The sequence below is a fragment of the Peristeroidobacter soli genome (assembly GCF_004138485.1).
Taxonomy (GTDB): domain Bacteria; phylum Pseudomonadota; class Gammaproteobacteria; order Steroidobacterales; family Steroidobacteraceae; genus Steroidobacter; species Steroidobacter soli.
The window spans coordinates 289986-306579 of sequence record NZ_RYEV01000009.1; the positions used below are offsets into that span (position 1 = coordinate 289986).

Sequence of the window (16594 nt, forward strand, 5' to 3'; positions counted from 1 at the left end):
ATGACCTCATCGTCGACCCGGCACGGGCAATCTCCGCTGTAGCACATACCTGGGCGTCGGCTGTAGCTCAGACTCTAGGAGCCTCCGCGGATCGGTACTCATTGAATTTTAGCGAACTCCGAGTAGCTACTGCAGCGACCTCGCTTGCAAGTCTGGAAGTAAATCTCACCGTAGTGATCGCCGGCAAGGGCTATCGCCTCAAGGACAAGCGCAAAGCGGGGTCAATCAAGGCGGCGGTGAAGACTCAGTAGCAGGGTGCCCCGGTGGGTCAAAATTCAATCGGCGTTGACAGGGATTGCTGCCGTTGGCATCACACCTGGCGCATGCCACCGTCGACGCACAGCTCGGCGCCCGCGATGTAACTTGCGTCGTCGCTGAGCAGGAACAGCGTCGCTGCGGCGATTTCTTCGGGCCGGCCCATGCGGCGCAGTGGGATTCGATCCAGCAACGCCGCACGCATTTCTTCCGGCGTGGCAGCCATCATGGCCGTATCGGTCGGGCCAGGGCTCACCACGTTGACACGGATGCCTCGCGGCGCCAGCTCGGCTGTCCAGGTGCGCGCGTAGGATCGCAACGCCGCCTTGGTCGCGGCATAAGTTCCATACGAGGGAATGCCCATTACATCGGCAATCGACCCAACCAGCACGATGGAACCCCCATCGCTCATCTCAGCGGCGATTGCCTGCAAGCCGAGCACCGGGCCGCGCACATTGACGGAGAACAGACGATCGAAGTGTGCCGGCGTCTCCTCGGCGAGCGTGGCGGGCTCTGAAATCCCAGCATTCAGGACTAGCGCATCGAGGCGGCCATGTGTCGTGCATATGGTTGCCGTGGCTGCCGCTACATCCCGCGGCACACTTGCGTCCGCAACCAGACCCCGCGCTCCTCGCCCGATCTTCTCCGCTGCCCACTCAACCTCATCGGCACGACGGCCGGTGAGGAATACTGCCGCACCTTCGACGGCCAGGCGCTCGGCCACGGCAAAACCGATTCCCTTCGCGCCGCCCACCACCAACGCCACCTTGTTCGTCATTCGAGCCATCGTCAGCACCTTGTTTCAACGATGGCAGATTAGATATACGGTATGTATCTGCTTTCAAGAACGCACCATGAATAGCCTAGATATAGTCGAAGATACCGACCTCGAGACGTTGTCCCACCGCGCGCTCTGCGACATGCCGAGGGTGCGGCCGGTGCTGGATCAGATTGCCGACAAGTGGACCATCCTGATCCTCATCGTGCTGTGTCCGAAACCGACCCGGTTCAACGAGCTCAAACGACGCCTCGGGCGCATCACTCACAAGGCGCTGGCGGATTCGTTGAAGCGCCTGGAGCGCAACGGCTTGGTGACGCGGAAGGTGCTACCCACGACGCCCATCGGCGTGGAGTACGCAATCACTCCGCTTGGCCATTCGCTGCGCCAGCCGTTCGAGGCGCTGTGCGCGTGGGCGCTGGCTCATGGCGACGCCATCCTCCAACACAGTCAGCAAGCCAGCGAGTCGCACTCTGGTTCGGACCGGCAAAATGACGACGGGCTTTTTTCGGACGCTGTAAGTCGCTGACGCCACTGCGACTTTATTTTCTGTCGCTCCAATCCATCATGGGCGCCACGGAGATGCGGCGCTCTGAGTCTTTCACCCGCTCCGAATGGCCGCGATCGCCTGCTTCGCCGCCCGTCGACCTTCAGTCGCGGCCCAACGCCAGTTCTGATGTCCGTTGAACTCGGAGTGTCCGAAAGCGATGCGACCGAATCCCAGGCGTGCAATCGAGCTCGGCGCCGGCTGCCCGCCGCGACCGAAATAGAATCCCGGCTGGGGGGCGACGAACGCGTGTCCCCAACGATTGAGAATGATGCCTTTGATATCGCGTCGCGCATCGAACCCCTGCGCGGCGAACATCGTTTGCAACTGCTCGCGAAGCTGCAGCTCGAACTGTCGGTAGTTCGTTCCGAACAATTGCGCCCTACCCGCGGCGGTCTGCGCCGCCAGCGGCAATCCGGCATGAGGGAAGCCAAGATAGAACGTCAGTATCGCTGGATAGTTCGGATCGAGCGGCGGTGCCCGCTCGCCGACTCGCACCGACGATCGAATGTTGGTGAAGAAACCGAAGCCCTCGAACCAACGCGCGGCCGACACACCTAGCTTGTCCAGGAAGCGCCACTGCGAGACCGCCACGTTCGCAACCAGAATGGGCGCGTGGTGGAACTGCGCGAATGCACCGACGTGAGCCTCGGGAAGATCTCGAACGATCCGTCGCGTCACCCATGAGCCCGTGGACATCACGACCGCGCGGGCGCGAACACGTTGCAAACGTCCGTCACGCGAATAGATCACCTCGACGGTCCTGGCCGTTTGCGGATCGCCCACGTGTCGCACGGCCACTGCCGTGGACTGCAGCCGAATACGCAGCTTCGCTGTCGGGCTGTCGAGCGCGTCGAAGCGGACCTTGCCCGTGGCGATCGACACCAGGTCCTTGCCCCCTTCGATCGCGTCCGGCCGCAGCGCTTTGATGAAGTAGCGATACAACGTCGCATTGCCGCCGGGAAACCCCTCCAATGGATTGCCCAGCGCCGCGGCTTTGTCTTTCACCGTGCCCGGCATCGTCAACTGCTTCGCGGCGAAGGCGGAAATGGCGTCGCTGCCCACCCCGTATGCGCTCACCGCCAAGATCGGATCCACATAGCGCATCCCTGCATCGCCGACCCCATAGGCCGTGCGCAAGAACTCGGCGTAGCTGCGCTGATCCATCCATTCGTCGCTGGCCGCCTCGGCGACGACGTGAGCATCGCTTCTGTGCAAGCGAAGCAGGTCGGCACGGGTTTCTGCGACGAGCGGCGTCCGTTGCAGCTCATCCGACCACATGTCACGCACCCAACCGCCACGCTCACCGTGCGTTCGTGCGTCGAAGTAATAGCCGATGGCAGCGCCGGTATCGCGCATCATGGGCTCGTAGTATTCGTTGGCGATGCGCACGCCGTCCGCAACGTTCGCGGGACTCGCGTGCAAGAACTCCGTTGGAATGCCGAGACGGCTCCACATCTCCTGAGCCAGGTTGGGGGCTGCGCCCGCCTCGACTAGCGGCGGCACGCGAAAGTTGTGCGAGCCTTGCGGGCCCACCAGCCGATAGCCATCGACCTCCATCTCGTTCTGCCTCGCCGCGCCTCCGAAGATCGCGTGATTCTCCAGCATCAGGCAGCGGCCGCCGCTGCCTGCGTCGTTGAACTCCAAGGCCGCTGCCGCGCCGGCGAAACCACCGCCGACGATCACCAGGTCATAGAGGTCGTCGACCGCTCGCGCCTGCTCCAGTTTCTTTTCGAAAGCGCCATCGCGGAGCGCGTGCGCCGTGTTGACCACTGCTGCGGTGTTGCCGTTGGCCCGCGCGTAGTCGCCAATCCCTGAATAACCGCCCCAATCCGCATCGAGCCCTTGCGCTCCGGCGAGCGTCGGTATGCCCGGCAGTGCCGATCCGGCGGCCACCAGCGCGCCCCCGATGAAATCCCGGCGAGTGATCGCCTCATCCAACCCCAGCCGTCGCGCAGACTCATCGCGATTGCCCATGCGCCCCTTGACCTCATTTCAAGCTAAAGCCGCTCACATTGTTAAGACAATCGAGACGCGAAATCCGGCGGCCTCATCTCATCGTGCGCTCGAAGAAGTCGAACACCTTGTCCATCGGTCGCGCTCGCGGTCCCACATGACCCGCTTCCGGGGCGATCGAGAACTCGACGTGCACCCCTTGCTCGAGCAACCGATAGCCCAGATCGATGATCCCCTCCATGTGCCCCGAGCGGTCCAGCTCTCCCATGGTGATGAGCGTCGGTGCACGCCAGGCCGCGATGTCGGCGGGGGCGGAGGAGCGAAACGCCAGCGCTTCGATTTCCATGCGCTCGGACAGTTGCATGGACTCGGGTGGCGCGTTGGCTCCGCCTTCATCGCGCTGGTCGAGCTTCATCTCGGTTACCCAGTCACTGACGCCGCTCAAGTGCGCGCCCGCTGCGAAGTACTGCGGCAGTCGGGCGAGTGCGAGCGAAACGATATAGCCGCCGTACGATCCGCCCATGATGCCGATGCGACGACCGTCCACGTCGTCGCGTCCCCGCAAATACAACGCCAACGCCTCGATGTCCTTGACTTCGCTGCCACCCGTGGCGCCGCGGCCTTCGGGCAGTCGGTACTCGATGCCATCACCGGTGCCGCCGCGGTAGTTCATTTCGACGAATAAATAGCCGCGAGTGACGGCATACTGACCCAACGCGGTATAGACACCGTTGCCCGGAGAGACTCGCCCCTCGGGGCCGCCCTTGGCGGAAACGATCACGGGGAATCCTGCTTTCGGGGGCGCCACGCGTGGCCGGAGGATCAGCTGTTGAGTGACGACACCGTCGGCGGCTCGCACCGGCACGACCTCTGTATCGACGAATTGCTGCCATACCTGCTGTGTCCGCGCCGACGATTGCGTGTTCGACAGAGTGCGGGCTGACTTGCCCCCGGTCAGAAGCATGCGGCGATTCGGTATGCGGCCCCGATCATTGCCTACATAAGCGATGACGCCGTTCGCGAGCGGCACCGGGCTGTGCTCGACGCCACTTCCGGATGTCAAACGCTCGGCTTGACCTCCGCCGAGAGAAACGCGCCACAGGTGCAAACGCGCCGGATCATCCACGTTCGATGCAAACACCACGCGACCGTCAGTACTCACGACAGGTTGCGCGACCTCGCCTTGTCCGGTCATCAAGGGGCGCGGCGCCCCACCCTTCACGGCAATGGAATAGGCCGAGATCCAGCCAGTCTTCTCCCAGGGGAACACGATGTGTCCCGATGCCGTCCAACGCAGCTGCGCCGCTTCGATGTTCGGTTCCATCCACGAGCCGATGCCATAGGGCACGAACACACTGCCGACACCTGCATCTGCCTGCCACAGCGTGCGGACGTTCTCGCTCCTGGCATCAGCGATCATCAGACGCCACGGTGCACCTTGCTTACGCGGCGAGAAGCGATACTCGCGCGTCCAGTTGCCGGGTACTCGAATGAACGCGAGTTCCTGTCCATCCGGTGACCACGTGGGCGATACGTCCCGAAAAATACCCGGCTGTAAGTAACGCGCCTTGCCGGTAGCCACATCGAGGATCGCCACGTAACTCTGCGCAGCCTTCCGCCAACTGACGTAGGCGATCTGGCTGCCATCGGGCGAGTACGACAAACTCGTGAGCTTCACAGCTGCATAGTGCTCGGCATTGTTCTCCAACAGCGCCCGGCGCGTGAGGCGCTCACCTTCCATCCGATACTCATAAACGACCGGGCCTTTGACCGCAACGAACGATTGACCATTCGGTGCGAAGACGGGCTGTCCATAGGGAACGTCATCGCCAGTGGCCAACCGCCCCGTGCGCCCGCTCTGGACGTCGACTTGCCAGAACTCTCTGCTGTCGTTCGCAGGGTAAGGACCGAACGCGGGTTGAATGGCGCCTCGCGTGTAATAGAGAGTCCGGCCCTCCGGCGAGGCATAGACCGCACTCGGTGCCACACCGTCCCGAGTCGCCACCAGATCACGCGGCTGGAAGGTCGGGGCGGTGGCGATGAGTAATCGCGAGCCTTCGATCCACGCCGCATAGTTTCCCGAAACGGGCGCGACAACGTCATTCGTCCTGGGCGAAAAGCCGGCATGCGCGGCGATGGACTCAGCCAGCGTGAACGACGGCTCGGCCGAGTACGCTGGCCCGCGCAGAGCCGCCGATATCGCGCAACAAGCGATCATTGCGCCATTTCTGAAGCGGCGGCTCCGTGAGCTAGTCATGAATCATTCTTCCTGCCACGCGCGCCAGCCGACTGCCCGATAGATCGCATCCGCCTCGTCGTAGTGATACTCGAGATCGTTCAAATTGATGTCGTCACGCTTGAACTCGCCGTAGGCCTTGAGCGTGGCACTGGGCTCGACATCGGCACGCACCGGATACTTGAACACGTGCTCGGACAACAACGCCTGGCCTTTGCGACTGAGCAGGAAGTTCACCAGCTTGAGCGCATCCTCCTTGCGCGTGGTGCCCGACCGAACACCAACACCCGTGACGTTCACATGCTGACCGTAGCCGTCCTGATCCAGCCACGCGACACCCACGGTATCCGCCAGCTTGATGCCCTTCTCTTTCTCGACACCCTTCGCGACCTGATAGGCGATGTAGTACGTATTCACGAAGCTGAGCGCCATCTCGCCGCTCGCGACACGCCAGATGTTGCCTGTATCGCCGCTGTACTGCGGGTTCGCCCCGGCATTGCGCCTGACCGAGCGCGCCCACTCGACTGCGGCATCGTGTCCCTCATGGACAATCATCGAGGCCAGCAACGAGCGGTTATAAACATTGGCGGCCGAACGCAAGGCAACTTTGCCCTGCCACTTCGGATCCATCAGGTCGCGATAGCTGCGGATCTCATCCGGCTTCACCTGGGCCTTGTTGTAGATCACGGCGCGCGCACGCACTGCCACGCCATACCAATAGCCGTCACGGTCGCGCCAGCGCGATGGCACGATGGCATCGAGCTCGGCGGACTTGATGGGCTCGAAATGATTGAATTTCTTGCCTTCGGTCAGGCCCTTGAAATCCGACACCAGGATCACGTCGGTGTCGAACTTGTCGTAAGCGTCCGTGACCACCACGGGGATGCCGCTCTGCTTGGTGAACGCGTCGATGACGGGGCGGAGATAAACAGCCTGGTGATACCAGTTCACCGTCAGAGGCGGCTGCGCAGGTGTCGCACTCGACGCGCTGCCAATGCAACCCAGGCTCATGACGACACCGAGCAACGCCCGCCTCAACAAAGATCGACTCACTACTGACCACTCCACTGTGATGATTGAACAGATCATCGAGCCGGCGCTCTGTTGAAGCGCTGGCCCCTGAGCTCCAGCGCCTGCGCCACGCCGTCCTGATCCGCTACGACACTGACGAGGTAAGGACCGGGGCGGATGCCCTGCCACGTGAGCTCGAGCGCTCCCGGCTGCAAAGCTCGCAGAGTGCCGGTACGCATCGGCCCTTGATCGACATGCAAGATGCCGTCGCTTGCTTGCGTAATGTGCATCTCGCCATATGCAGCGTGAACGTAAGTGCCCACATAAGATGCAGCGGTGATCGGCGACGGCTTCATCGGCGGCGTCGCGATCGGCGCGGCCGCCTTGGCCATGAAGGCCACTTCGTTACGCGTCCAGTGGTACGGAGCGATCTTGAGCGCACGTTCGATGATGTCCAACGCCAGGAAACGCGTGATATCCACCGTGCCATCGCCGGCGTTGGCCATGACCACGATGGCCAATCCATCGTCCGGCAGCACCATTACCTGGGAGCGAAAGCCGGCGGACTTGCCGGAGTTGTGGATGATGCGGTGGCCGAGATACTGGCTGATTTCCCAACCCAGGCCGTAGTGCCAGCCGAACTGGCTCGCACGACGCACATACTGCGGACCTCGCGTCACATCGGGGGTGCGCTTGTCGGTTCGATACATCACCGGCTTGCCCAGCGTTCGCATTGCCTCGGTGCTGAGCACGCGCGTGCCATCGACGACACCATCGTTGAGATACAACTTGAGGTAGCGCGCCATGTCCTGCGCCGTCGACCACAACCCGCCGGAAGGCCCTGTGATGGAGCGGGCCCAGTGCATCGGACGCGCAGTGGTGCCGGCCAATGTGTGTGGAATGGCCACATTCATTGGCGTGCGCAGCGCCGCGCTACCGAGCGGAGGATGATCGATCTCACACGCACTACAAGGCGCCAGCTCCGAGGGACGCACGTTGTCGTCGAAGTCCGCGGTCGTGGCCTTCATTCCCAGCGGCTCGAGAAGATTCTTTTGGAGCACGCGTTTCCAGCCGCCCGAGCGGGCACTGGCAGCGACGCCCGCCGCCGAGAACATGAAGTTGTCGTAGACGAACTCGGCGCGAAACGGTGCTTGCTGGGGCAAGTAACGCAGGCGCCCGATCGCATCCTCCAGCGTGACACCCGGAATATCATCCAACCAGTCGGTCGCCTCGACGCCGATGCGATGACTCAACGCGTCCTGCAAGGTCGCCTCGCGACTCACCCACGGGTCTTTGAGTTGAAACGACGGATATAACTCGCTCAGTCGATCGGTCCATCGCACCACGCCGCGATCGACCTCTACGGCGATGGCCGTGGCCATCATCGATTTTGTGATCGAATTGATTTTGAACTGCGTGCGTTCGTCCACCGGCTCGGAACTACCGGCGGAGCGCACGCCGAAGCCGTGCACATAGTCAGGGCGTCCTTGGCTGACTACCGCAATCGACAGTCCCGGGATACCCGACATCTCGAGTTGCTCTCTCACCGTCGAAGTGAGCCACACCGGATCGATGGACGCCGCCGATGCCGACGACATCAACCCGACGCTCATCGCCCAGCCGAGCGCGGTCTGCTTGAAACTCATTGCTACTCCCCTTCGGCTGCGGCATGTCGCCACCACCATTGCTCACCGAGTGAGCGGCGCCGTGGCCACACCTCGTTCATGGTGTTCGCCTCATACAAGCGCCCATCCTTCATCACGTGGCTGATCGTGGCGGTGTTACGAATGTTCTCGAGAGGATTGCCCTCCAGAATCTGCAGGTCGGCGAGCTTGCCCACTTCGATGGAACCCAAATCCCGACCGTGACCGATCGCATCCGCGCCGAACTTCGTGGCGATGCGCAGAACATCGAGTGCGGGGACGCCTCCTTCGGCGAGCAGCCACATCACCCAATGCGACCCGAGCCCCGGCAAGTTACCGTGCGAGCCGAGCCCCACTCGCCCTCCAGCCGCGACGATGCGAGCAGCTTGCGACGCCAACACTCGCGATTCGTTCTGGTTGGGATGGGATTGTGTGACCCCGCGCAAGAACACAGCGTCGATCTCCTGATGCGGATAGAAGCGCTTGAGCTTCGCGTCCGCATGCCAATCGCGTTCCAAATAGAACGGCTCGCTGCCGTTGGTGTTCTGCCCGGCCGCGAGCGTCGGCGTATACGTAATGCCGCTGATCGCAAACAGCTTGATCACGTCCTCATAGAGCGCCGTCGTGGTCGCGCTGTGCTCCATGCCGCCGTAGCCATCGAAGAGTCGGGTGAGCGCCGTCTTCAGATCGCGATTTGCCTCGAATGTCGGCGCAAGGCGTGCCTCACGCGCCGCCGCCATGAGCAGCTGACGTGACTTACGATCGCCATGGATGGCGTAGTCCTTGAGCGTTTCGGTGTTCCAGAACTGCACATAGCGTCGCGTCAGCAATCGCGCATCCGCTTCGGTCTCCGGCAGGTCGGCCAGAAACACGCCGCGACCCGTGCCAAACACGCGCGGCCCCAAGATGGACCCTGCCGCCACGCGGTCGGAGTACGTCAGAAAATCTGATGTTTGTGTCTGCGGATCGCGGATCGCGGTGACGCCATACGCGAGATAGCTCTCATACTCCCACACCTGCTGACGATGCACGCCGCGCGGCGTGAACACATGACCATGAATATCGATATATCCAGGCAGCACCGTTTTGCCACGAACATCGAATCGATGCGCTGTCGACGGAATCGTGACGGTGCCGCTCGGGCCTAGCGCGGTGATGCGGTTGTCAGTGATGACGATGTCTGCGCTCTCGATGACCTGAGCCTCGCGCATGGTGATGACTCTGGCGCCAAGCAGCGCGATGACACCTCGTGACGTCTCGCGTGGCAACTCGACCTGGAGCGATATGGAAGTGAGCGCCCGCGACTGGGGCACATTAAAATCGTAGCGATATAACGTCGAACTGAGTGCCCAGCTCAACACGCCGCCGTTCGCGCTCCATTCCAGAAAATCCGCACCCTCACGCGTCAATCGAGTGGCGCGCGCGCCCGCCGCATCACGCGGCAACAGGACGGGCTCCGAACGATCTGGCGCAACAGCGTCGACAGGCGCGATCCAGATCTGCCCGTTCACCAGCGCCGCGACACGCTTGCCACTCGGATCGAGCAACATCTCCGTGGCGAGGTCACGATCGCCACCGCCCCAGGCGAGCGCATCGATGCGCGCCATGGCTTTTCGATCCGTGCCATCGAGCGATACCGAGACCAAGCCGTCCACCGGGTCGAGGAACGACACACGACTTGCATCGGCCGTGAAATGCGGCTGCCCGTAGGACGCCTCCGCCGTAACGGGCGCGTTCACATAGGAGACGGACTGGATATCACCCCGCCCCTGCGTTGGAACTGCAATGAGCTCCGGACTCTGCGCACGCCGGAAATTCTTCATCTCGTTGTAGAACGTTTCGCGCTGCTCGCGCGGACCGCGCCGTGCAATCACGTACCGCCCATCCGGGGAGTAAGCGATCTTCTCGTAGAATGCACGAGCCTGCGTCAAGCGCTCGGGTTGCGAGCCTTGCGCCACGCCGATACGCCAGATATCTCCCCCTTCGAGATCATTCCAACTGACATAGGCAACATCGCGGCCGTCGGGCGACCATGAAGGGAAGAACACGCCGTCCTCCCCGGTCGGTAACTGACGTGGCTGCGAGCGGTCCGTGAGGGATTGGATCCACAAGCGGCCCAGCGCACCGAACACCACCGACTTGCCATCCGGTGAGATCCGGGGCGTTTCGATTCGTCTTGCGCGCACCGCGCCCTGAGGAATCGAATGCTCGAAACGCGCGGCTGGCGCCACCCCGATATCGACGGCCGCTTCGAACGGAATTGGCGTGACGTGCCCGTCGGGCACGGAGATGCGCCACAGCTTGCCGTGAAAGCCAGCGATGAGTGCACGGCTGTCCGGCGCAAAAGCCATTCCAGGTAGCAGATCGCGCCGGAACGACCAGCTTTGTTGCTCGTCCCGGTCGAGCGCTGGCTCCAACGTCGTCGAGTCGCCCGAGGCCCGTTCCAACAGTTTCAGTTGAGTGATGCCGTCGATACGCGTGCCATAAGCCGCATATCGCCCATCTGGACTCAGCGTGGGGCGCATCGCGCTGCCACGTTCGTTGGTCATCTGGGTGATACGTCCAGTGGTCAAGTTGACTTCGGCGAGTTGCCATCGTCCGTAGGCGGACCACGCATCGGACAGGCGCAGCGAGACGTAAGCGAGGTTCGCTTGTGCGCCGAACGCCACGCCTGTCATGGCCGAGGGTCGTAGCGATCCGCGCAAAAGAACTTCGTTGGCTCGCTCATCGCCCGCGTCGAACGTGAGTTGTCGCTCACTGCCCGGCGCGGACGGGTCGAGTGCGAACAGTTGATAGTTCGCCGTATGATCCAGAATCTTCGTGCTCTTCGACACGATCACTTGCGCGCCATCCGGCGTCCATGCCGGCGAGATGAAACTGGTGTGCCGCTCGTCCGTGAGCGCGCGCAGGTTTTCCCCGCTTGGGTCCATCACCCAAACATTGTCAGCACCGCCGCGATCGCTGACGAATACGATCGCCTTGCCATCCGGCGAATAGCGCGGTTGCGAATCGAACGCCGTGCCCGAGCTGATCCGCCGCGCAGTGCCACCCGCCAGTGGCAGCGCATAAAGATCTCCCAGCAGCTCGAACACGATGTCGCGACCATCAGGAGACACATCGAGCGACAGCCAAGTTCCCTCCGAGAGTGTCGCTCGCCAGCGATGCTCCGGCTCCCTCAAGGAGCTGGACACCGCCGACGCCAGCGCCTGATGGCCAACGATGGCGAACAGCAGGGCGCAAGCGACCCGGCGCGCGACATTGCGCGCCGTTGCCGGGCATCGTAAGGGCATCGTTATCTACCGAACTTATAACGAACGCGCGCGTTGACCTCACGCGGCGGGCTGATCTGATAGCCGAAGTTCAGTCGTTCGCGGGGCGCCGAGTAGTAGCGATCGTCGAGTGCATTGGACACTCCAAGATCGAACTGCCATTGCGGCAGCGAGTAGAACACCCGGAGCTCGACCTCGGTAAAATCGTCGAACAACAGGATGGGAATGTTCGAGCCGAGTACCGTCGTATCTCTATCGCGTTTGTGCACGACGCCGCCGCCAAACCCCAGACCCCGCAGCACGCCGTTCTGGATTTCATAGCTGGTGAACGCGGAGATACCGAACTTCGGCGCATTGATCGGCTGAATGCCTTTGTATTGGCCCTCGATGTACTCCGCATCGATCGCCGCAATAGAGCCGAACACCTGCCAGCCGCGCACCACCTGGCCCTGGAATTCCAGCTCGACGCCCCGGCTGCGTTGCACGCCCACCGGCTCGCGATACGGTGTTCCCGCCACGACCTGGGCGATATTGGTTCGCTCCATGTTGAACAGCGCCAGCGAGTACGAAAGCTTTCGGGAAGCGGTCTCGCCCTTCAGTCCGAACTCATAGGCCTTGCCTTCCTCCGGCGCAATCGCGACACCGGCGGCGACGAAACCGGATTGCGGCTCGAACGTGGTCCCATAGTTGGCGTATGCATTGAGCAACGGCGTCAACGCGTAAGTCACGCCGGCTTGATACGTGAAGGCATCTTCCGTCAGTTCCTGATTCGGAACCAGACTCGACGTGGCTGCACAACAAGATTGCGCCGTCGCCGTGTTGGTGTGCGAGTAGCGGCCGCCTAGATTCACGATCAATCCGTCGATCGGGCGAATCAGCATCTGCACCGTCGCGCCGCTGCGCTTGTGCTTCTCGGTCGCGGCGAAATGCTCGGTGTAGTCGCTCAGGTTCGCGGGCGGACGCAACAGATCGTAGTCTGGATCCAGGATGCTGAATCCCGAGCTGCTGCCAGGCAGATAGTTCGACGGATTGGTGTAATCGAAATCCCATTCGGCGTAGTCGGCGCCCACGAACAGCGTCTGCTTGCGACCGAACGCTTCGAAGTCGCCGAACAGGTTCACCTCGCCCAGATAACTGTTGCCGGTAAAGTCATAGCGATAGACGACGGCATCGGTCTGTCCGAGCTCGTCCGTGCTGAACATCAGCACGCCATCGTTCTCCTTGTCGATCTTGCCGTACTGCGCGCTGGCCTTCAGAGTCCATTCACCCATGCGATGATCCAGCAGGGCCTGGGCCAACGTCGACTCCTTGGTACCGCGGTTCCAGGGTGAGTTTCCGGTCCGATCCTCCGGCACATCGGGAATCACGTAATTGGCGGGATCGGTGTCGGAGCCACCGATGAACTGCGTACCGGGGCCGTTGTAGGGACCGAAGTCCGAATATTGGTAGTACACGCGCGCCAGGACCGACGTGTCGTCGTTGAACTCGTACTTGACGCTCGGTACCACGACCGTGCGACGGTCATACGCGAAATCGACATAGGCGTTCTCGTCCAGGTAGCCCGCGACCAAGCGGTACGTCAGCGAGGCATCGTCGTTCAATGCACCGTATATGTCTGCGTCGGCCCGATAGTGATCGTAGCTGCCGGTCTCCAGCGACACCGCGCCGCCAAACTCGCTCTTCGGTTGCTTGGAGACGGCGGTCAGCGTGCCGCCGACCGAGTTCTGACCGTAGATCGTCGACGTCGGTCCCTTGATCACTTCGAATCTTTCGAACGGCGCGAGATCGAGTTGCACGAGCGGCGGCACGCGAAACCCGTCGACCGTCATCGCGCCGAGCTGAAAGCCACGATAGTAGGAATTGCGTGACGGATATTGATCGCCCGAGTGCGACGGGCCGCTCGACGCGTCGATCTTGTAAAAGTCCTGGAATCTCTGGATGCCGGCGAAATCGATCAAGTCCTGCGTGATCACTTTCACCGACTGCGGCGTGTCCTTCGCCGACAGCGGCATCTTGGTGGCGCTGGAGACCTCATCCTCGCGAAACTCGATGGCACGCACCACCACTTCTTCGAGCAGCACGGCGTTGTCCGCCGTGCGATCGGTCTTCGCGGTGCCGGATTCCTTACGCTCGATGCCGACGATGTTTTCGCCGATCACCTGAAACGTCAGCTCGGTGCCGGCCAGCAAACGCGTCAACGCGGTATCGATGGACAACGCGCCCCGCACGCCTTGCGTCTCCGGATTCTCACCGATCCGTCCCGGCATGATGAGCTGCACACCGGCCTGGTTGGAAAACTGGATGAGCGCGGTGGACAGCTTCTGCGGCTTGATATCGAAGTCGACGGTGCGAGACAGATTCTGTGCCTGAGCTTGCGACGCGACCGCGACTGCCAGCAGCGCGCTGGTGACGATCGGCCTGGAGCGAAGGATGCGCCGAACGGCGCGCTCGAGCGGAGAATGTGACATGAGCCCTACCCTGTGTTGTCTTATATGTCGCGTAAGGCGCTTCTGCCTCATCGCTGCGTATAAGACACGCAGGCCATCGGAAGCGGAACTGCTGCCGTCAAGATTTCCTCATCGAGGTTCGCCGGGCTGCGTGCGGCTGACGAGCACGACCTCGCCGTCTGCTCGCGTCTCAACGTCGACAGGAAACACGCGCGGCAGCGCCTGCGTCCAGGCATCGATATCGCTGGTGAAAACCGTGCCGCTATAAAGTATGCCGCCGATGCCCGGATCGGCCAGTCGCACCGGACGCTGCGAATAACGATTCACGTCGGCGATGACCGAGGCGAGCGGTTCGTTCCAGTATTCGAGTCGTCCCTTCTGCCAGGCCGTGGCATGCGAGACGGCGATAGGCGTGACCTGCGGCTCCTTGGTCCCGGCAACATTCCACGTCACTTCGTTGCCAGCGCCCACTCGAACAGTGTTGGTTCGCGCGCGCGAATCATGGGGCTGCAAATATGTGTCGACGATGCCTTCGGTAACGGTGATGACTACGCGATCGTTGGCACGTCGTATGTTGAATGCGGTGCCAACGGCACGAACTTGCACGTCGTCCACTTTCACGATGAACGGTCGCGCGGGGTTCTTCGCCACCGCAAAGAACGCCTCGCCGGCGTTACCATGCATCACCAACACTCGCTCCTGCGAGTTGAAGTGATCGGTGACCGAAGAGTTGGCCGCCAGGGTCAGCGTCGAGCCATCCGACAACCGCGACTCACGGACCAACGGCATCGCTGGCGACGCGCTCATGCCGATCGGACGTTGGTGCAGCGTCAGGCCGACGGCCACTACGGCAATCGCCGCGGCGGCCGCGAAAGTCGCCAGTGCCGTCCGTCGCCAGGCACGAGGCCTTGCAATATTCGAAGTCGACGCCGGCGCGGTGTCCGCCAGCAACATCGCGACGTCGACGCCACGCCCGGACTCGACCAGCCGGCCGGTCTGCTGCCAGAACGTCCGCATTTCCTCGAAAGCTTCGCGATGGCGTGCATCCGCTTCGTACCAGAGCCACCATGCCGCGAGCTCTTCCGGCGACGCCCGTTCATCCCGCAAGCGCAAGACCCAGTTCCACGCCGTCGTGTGCAAGTCCGACCCGGGGTCGGCAGTTACCGATCGTTCACTCATCCTTCACCCTGGCTTTCGCCTCTTCGGCCGAATACCCCAGAACCCGCTGGCGGCAATAGGTGCCGGCGTAGCTCAGGTATTTCCGTACCATCCGTTCTTGAACCTTCAGGTCGTTCGCGATCTCCGGCTGACTCCAGTCCATGAACCGGTACAGCACGAACGCCCGCCGACATTTCGGCGGCAGCTCGAACAAGGCCCGCTGCACGATCGCCAGCTCTTCATCGGCGAGCACCCAGCGCTCGGGCGTCAGATCGTTGATCGGCGGCTCGAAGTTGGCCTTCACATCCAACACCGCGCGCGTACGCCGCTGCCGGGAGCGGTTGAGTGCGATATTGGCCGCCGTCTTGAATAGATAAGCGCGCAGAAAGCTGATCGTGCCGGGCCGATCGAGCTGCAGCATCTGCACGTAGGCCTCCTGAGCGATTTCGCGCGCTTCGTTTTCATCGCGGACCCGCGTCATCAGAAAGGCACGTAGCACCGAGTTATGTTCTTCGATGAGCCTGGCTATCGCCGCCGCGTGATTGGCGGATTCAGCGGGCGGTTCGGTCGCCGGCGGCAACTTGTCTTGCGACTTCGGGGTCATTGCGCGTGCATCACGGACCAGCGGTCGATACCAGGCGAGAACGGATAAGACACGCGACCCACGAAAAGCGGTACTCGCCCCAGGAAAATTTTTTGGCGTCGAGTCTGTCCCTGGTTGCGCCGAGGCCGATCCATTACATTGCCGACATGCTGATTCGAACCCCCATTCGGGCGTTGGGCCATGTGGACTGCCGCAGTCTCGCGGCCCTGGCGACGGCCGCGCCCGAGGCGGCCTGGTTCGACGATGTCCGGCGGCAGACCGACTATGACGTACATGCCGAAACGCAGTCCATCATTCTGAGGTTCTGCACCGGCTGGCCGGCGGTATCAGTGACCAACGGACCGGGATGGGAACCGTTCGCGACCGCCGCCATGCCGATCATGCAAGCAATCATCGGACGGCATTACCCCGAAGGCGGCGTCATCCTGCGTGCCATGTTGGCTCGCCTACGACCGGGCTGCCGGATTCCCCGGCACCAGGATGCCCATCCCTCCTTCGCCATCTGCCATCGCATTCATGTCCCCTTGGCCACCAACGACGAGGTGGAATTCATCGTCGGCCAATATCGTGTCCCGCCTCGCGAGGACGACGCTTTCGAATTGAACAATGCCATGCCTCATCAAGTTGCCAACAACGGCACCACGACGCGCATTCATTTCATCTTCGACTACGCACCCCGTCCCGGTTGAC

At 62.3% G+C, this 16594-nt stretch carries 11 protein-coding genes; 2 read left to right on the plus strand and 9 right to left on the minus strand.

Features of this window, described 5'->3' with window-relative positions; all coding sequences use genetic code 11:
• Positions 1–310 precede the first annotated feature (310 nt).
• Positions 311–1042 carry an SDR family NAD(P)-dependent oxidoreductase gene (locus EKO19_RS34270; RefSeq protein WP_129781927.1) on the minus strand — a complete coding sequence of 244 codons (732 nt, stop codon included), beginning with the start codon at positions 1040–1042 and terminating at the stop codon, positions 311–313.
• Between the two features lie 82 nt (positions 1043–1124).
• Between EKO19_RS34270 and EKO19_RS34275 the strand changes: the two genes are divergently transcribed.
• Positions 1125–1562, plus strand: a complete 438-nt coding sequence (locus EKO19_RS34275; RefSeq protein ID WP_129782017.1) for a winged helix-turn-helix transcriptional regulator — start codon at positions 1125–1127, stop codon at positions 1560–1562.
• Positions 1563–1634: 72 nt separating this feature from the next.
• Here EKO19_RS34275 and EKO19_RS34280 read toward each other — a convergent pair whose 3' ends face one another.
• The 8 genes from EKO19_RS34280 to EKO19_RS34315 form a co-directional block, all read right to left on the minus strand.
• A complete protein-coding gene (locus EKO19_RS34280; protein ID WP_129781928.1) occupies positions 1635–3557 on the minus strand; it encodes an NAD(P)-binding protein in 1923 nt (640 codons plus the stop codon).
• 73 nt (positions 3558–3630) lie between these two features.
• Positions 3631–5793: a S9 family peptidase gene (locus tag EKO19_RS34285; protein ID WP_129781929.1), complete on the minus strand. Its 2163-nt coding sequence runs from the start codon at positions 5791–5793 to the stop codon at positions 3631–3633.
• A gap of 3 nt (positions 5794–5796) precedes the next feature.
• Entirely contained in the window at positions 5797–6825 is a 1029-nt protein-coding gene (locus EKO19_RS34290; protein ID WP_157995573.1) for an extracellular solute-binding protein, read from the minus strand.
• 32 nt (positions 6826–6857) lie between these two features.
• A complete protein-coding gene (locus EKO19_RS34295) occupies positions 6858–8429 on the minus strand; it encodes a serine hydrolase domain-containing protein (protein WP_157995574.1) in 1572 nt (523 codons plus the stop codon).
• A 2-nt stretch (positions 8430–8431) separates the two neighbouring features.
• Positions 8432–11716 carry an amidohydrolase family protein gene (locus EKO19_RS34300; protein ID WP_129781932.1) on the minus strand — a complete coding sequence of 1095 codons (3285 nt, stop codon included), beginning with the start codon at positions 11714–11716 and terminating at the stop codon, positions 8432–8434.
• A gap of 2 nt (positions 11717–11718) precedes the next feature.
• Positions 11719–14163, minus strand: a complete 2445-nt coding sequence (locus tag EKO19_RS34305; protein WP_157995575.1) for a TonB-dependent siderophore receptor — start codon at positions 14161–14163, stop codon at positions 11719–11721.
• 108 nt (positions 14164–14271) lie between these two features.
• Positions 14272–15321 carry a FecR family protein gene (locus EKO19_RS34310; RefSeq protein ID WP_129781934.1) on the minus strand — a complete coding sequence of 350 codons (1050 nt, stop codon included), beginning with the start codon at positions 15319–15321 and terminating at the stop codon, positions 14272–14274.
• Positions 15314–15904, minus strand: coding sequence for an RNA polymerase sigma factor (locus tag EKO19_RS34315; protein WP_129781935.1), 591 nt, complete (start codon positions 15902–15904; stop codon positions 15314–15316). The genes EKO19_RS34310 and EKO19_RS34315 overlap by 8 nt, the downstream gene beginning before the upstream one ends.
• A 146-nt stretch (positions 15905–16050) precedes the next feature.
• Here EKO19_RS34315 and EKO19_RS34320 point away from each other — a divergent pair, with 146 nt between their 5' ends.
• Complete coding sequence (locus EKO19_RS34320) at positions 16051–16593, plus strand: aspartyl/asparaginyl beta-hydroxylase domain-containing protein (protein ID WP_129781936.1); 543 nt, start codon at positions 16051–16053, stop codon at positions 16591–16593.
• Position 16594: the final 1 nt, after the last annotated feature.

Excerpts from the sequence above, each read along its gene's own strand:
- EKO19_RS34320 (WP_129781936.1), top strand. The coding sequence starts at position 16,051 with ATGCTGATTCGAACCCCCATTCGGGCGTTGGGCCATGTGGACTGCCGC.
- EKO19_RS34285 (WP_129781929.1), bottom strand. The coding sequence starts at position 5,793 with ATGACTAGCTCACGGAGCCGCCGCTTCAGAAATGGCGCAATGATCGCT.
- EKO19_RS34270 (WP_129781927.1), bottom strand. The coding sequence starts at position 1,042 with ATGGCTCGAATGACGAACAAGGTGGCGTTGGTGGTGGGCGGCGCGAAG.
- EKO19_RS34300 (WP_129781932.1), bottom strand. The coding sequence starts at position 11,716 with ATGCCCTTACGATGCCCGGCAACGGCGCGCAATGTCGCGCGCCGGGTC.
- EKO19_RS34295 (WP_157995574.1), bottom strand. The coding sequence starts at position 8,429 with ATGAGTTTCAAGCAGACCGCGCTCGGCTGGGCGATGAGCGTCGGGTTG.
- EKO19_RS34315 (WP_129781935.1), bottom strand. The coding sequence starts at position 15,904 with ATGACCCCGAAGTCGCAAGACAAGTTGCCGCCGGCGACCGAACCGCCC.
- EKO19_RS34280 (WP_129781928.1), bottom strand. The coding sequence starts at position 3,557 with ATGGGCAATCGCGATGAGTCTGCGCGACGGCTGGGGTTGGATGAGGCG.
- EKO19_RS34305 (WP_157995575.1), bottom strand. The coding sequence starts at position 14,163 with ATGTCACATTCTCCGCTCGAGCGCGCCGTTCGGCGCATCCTTCGCTCC.
- EKO19_RS34310 (WP_129781934.1), bottom strand. The coding sequence starts at position 15,321 with ATGAGTGAACGATCGGTAACTGCCGACCCCGGGTCGGACTTGCACACG.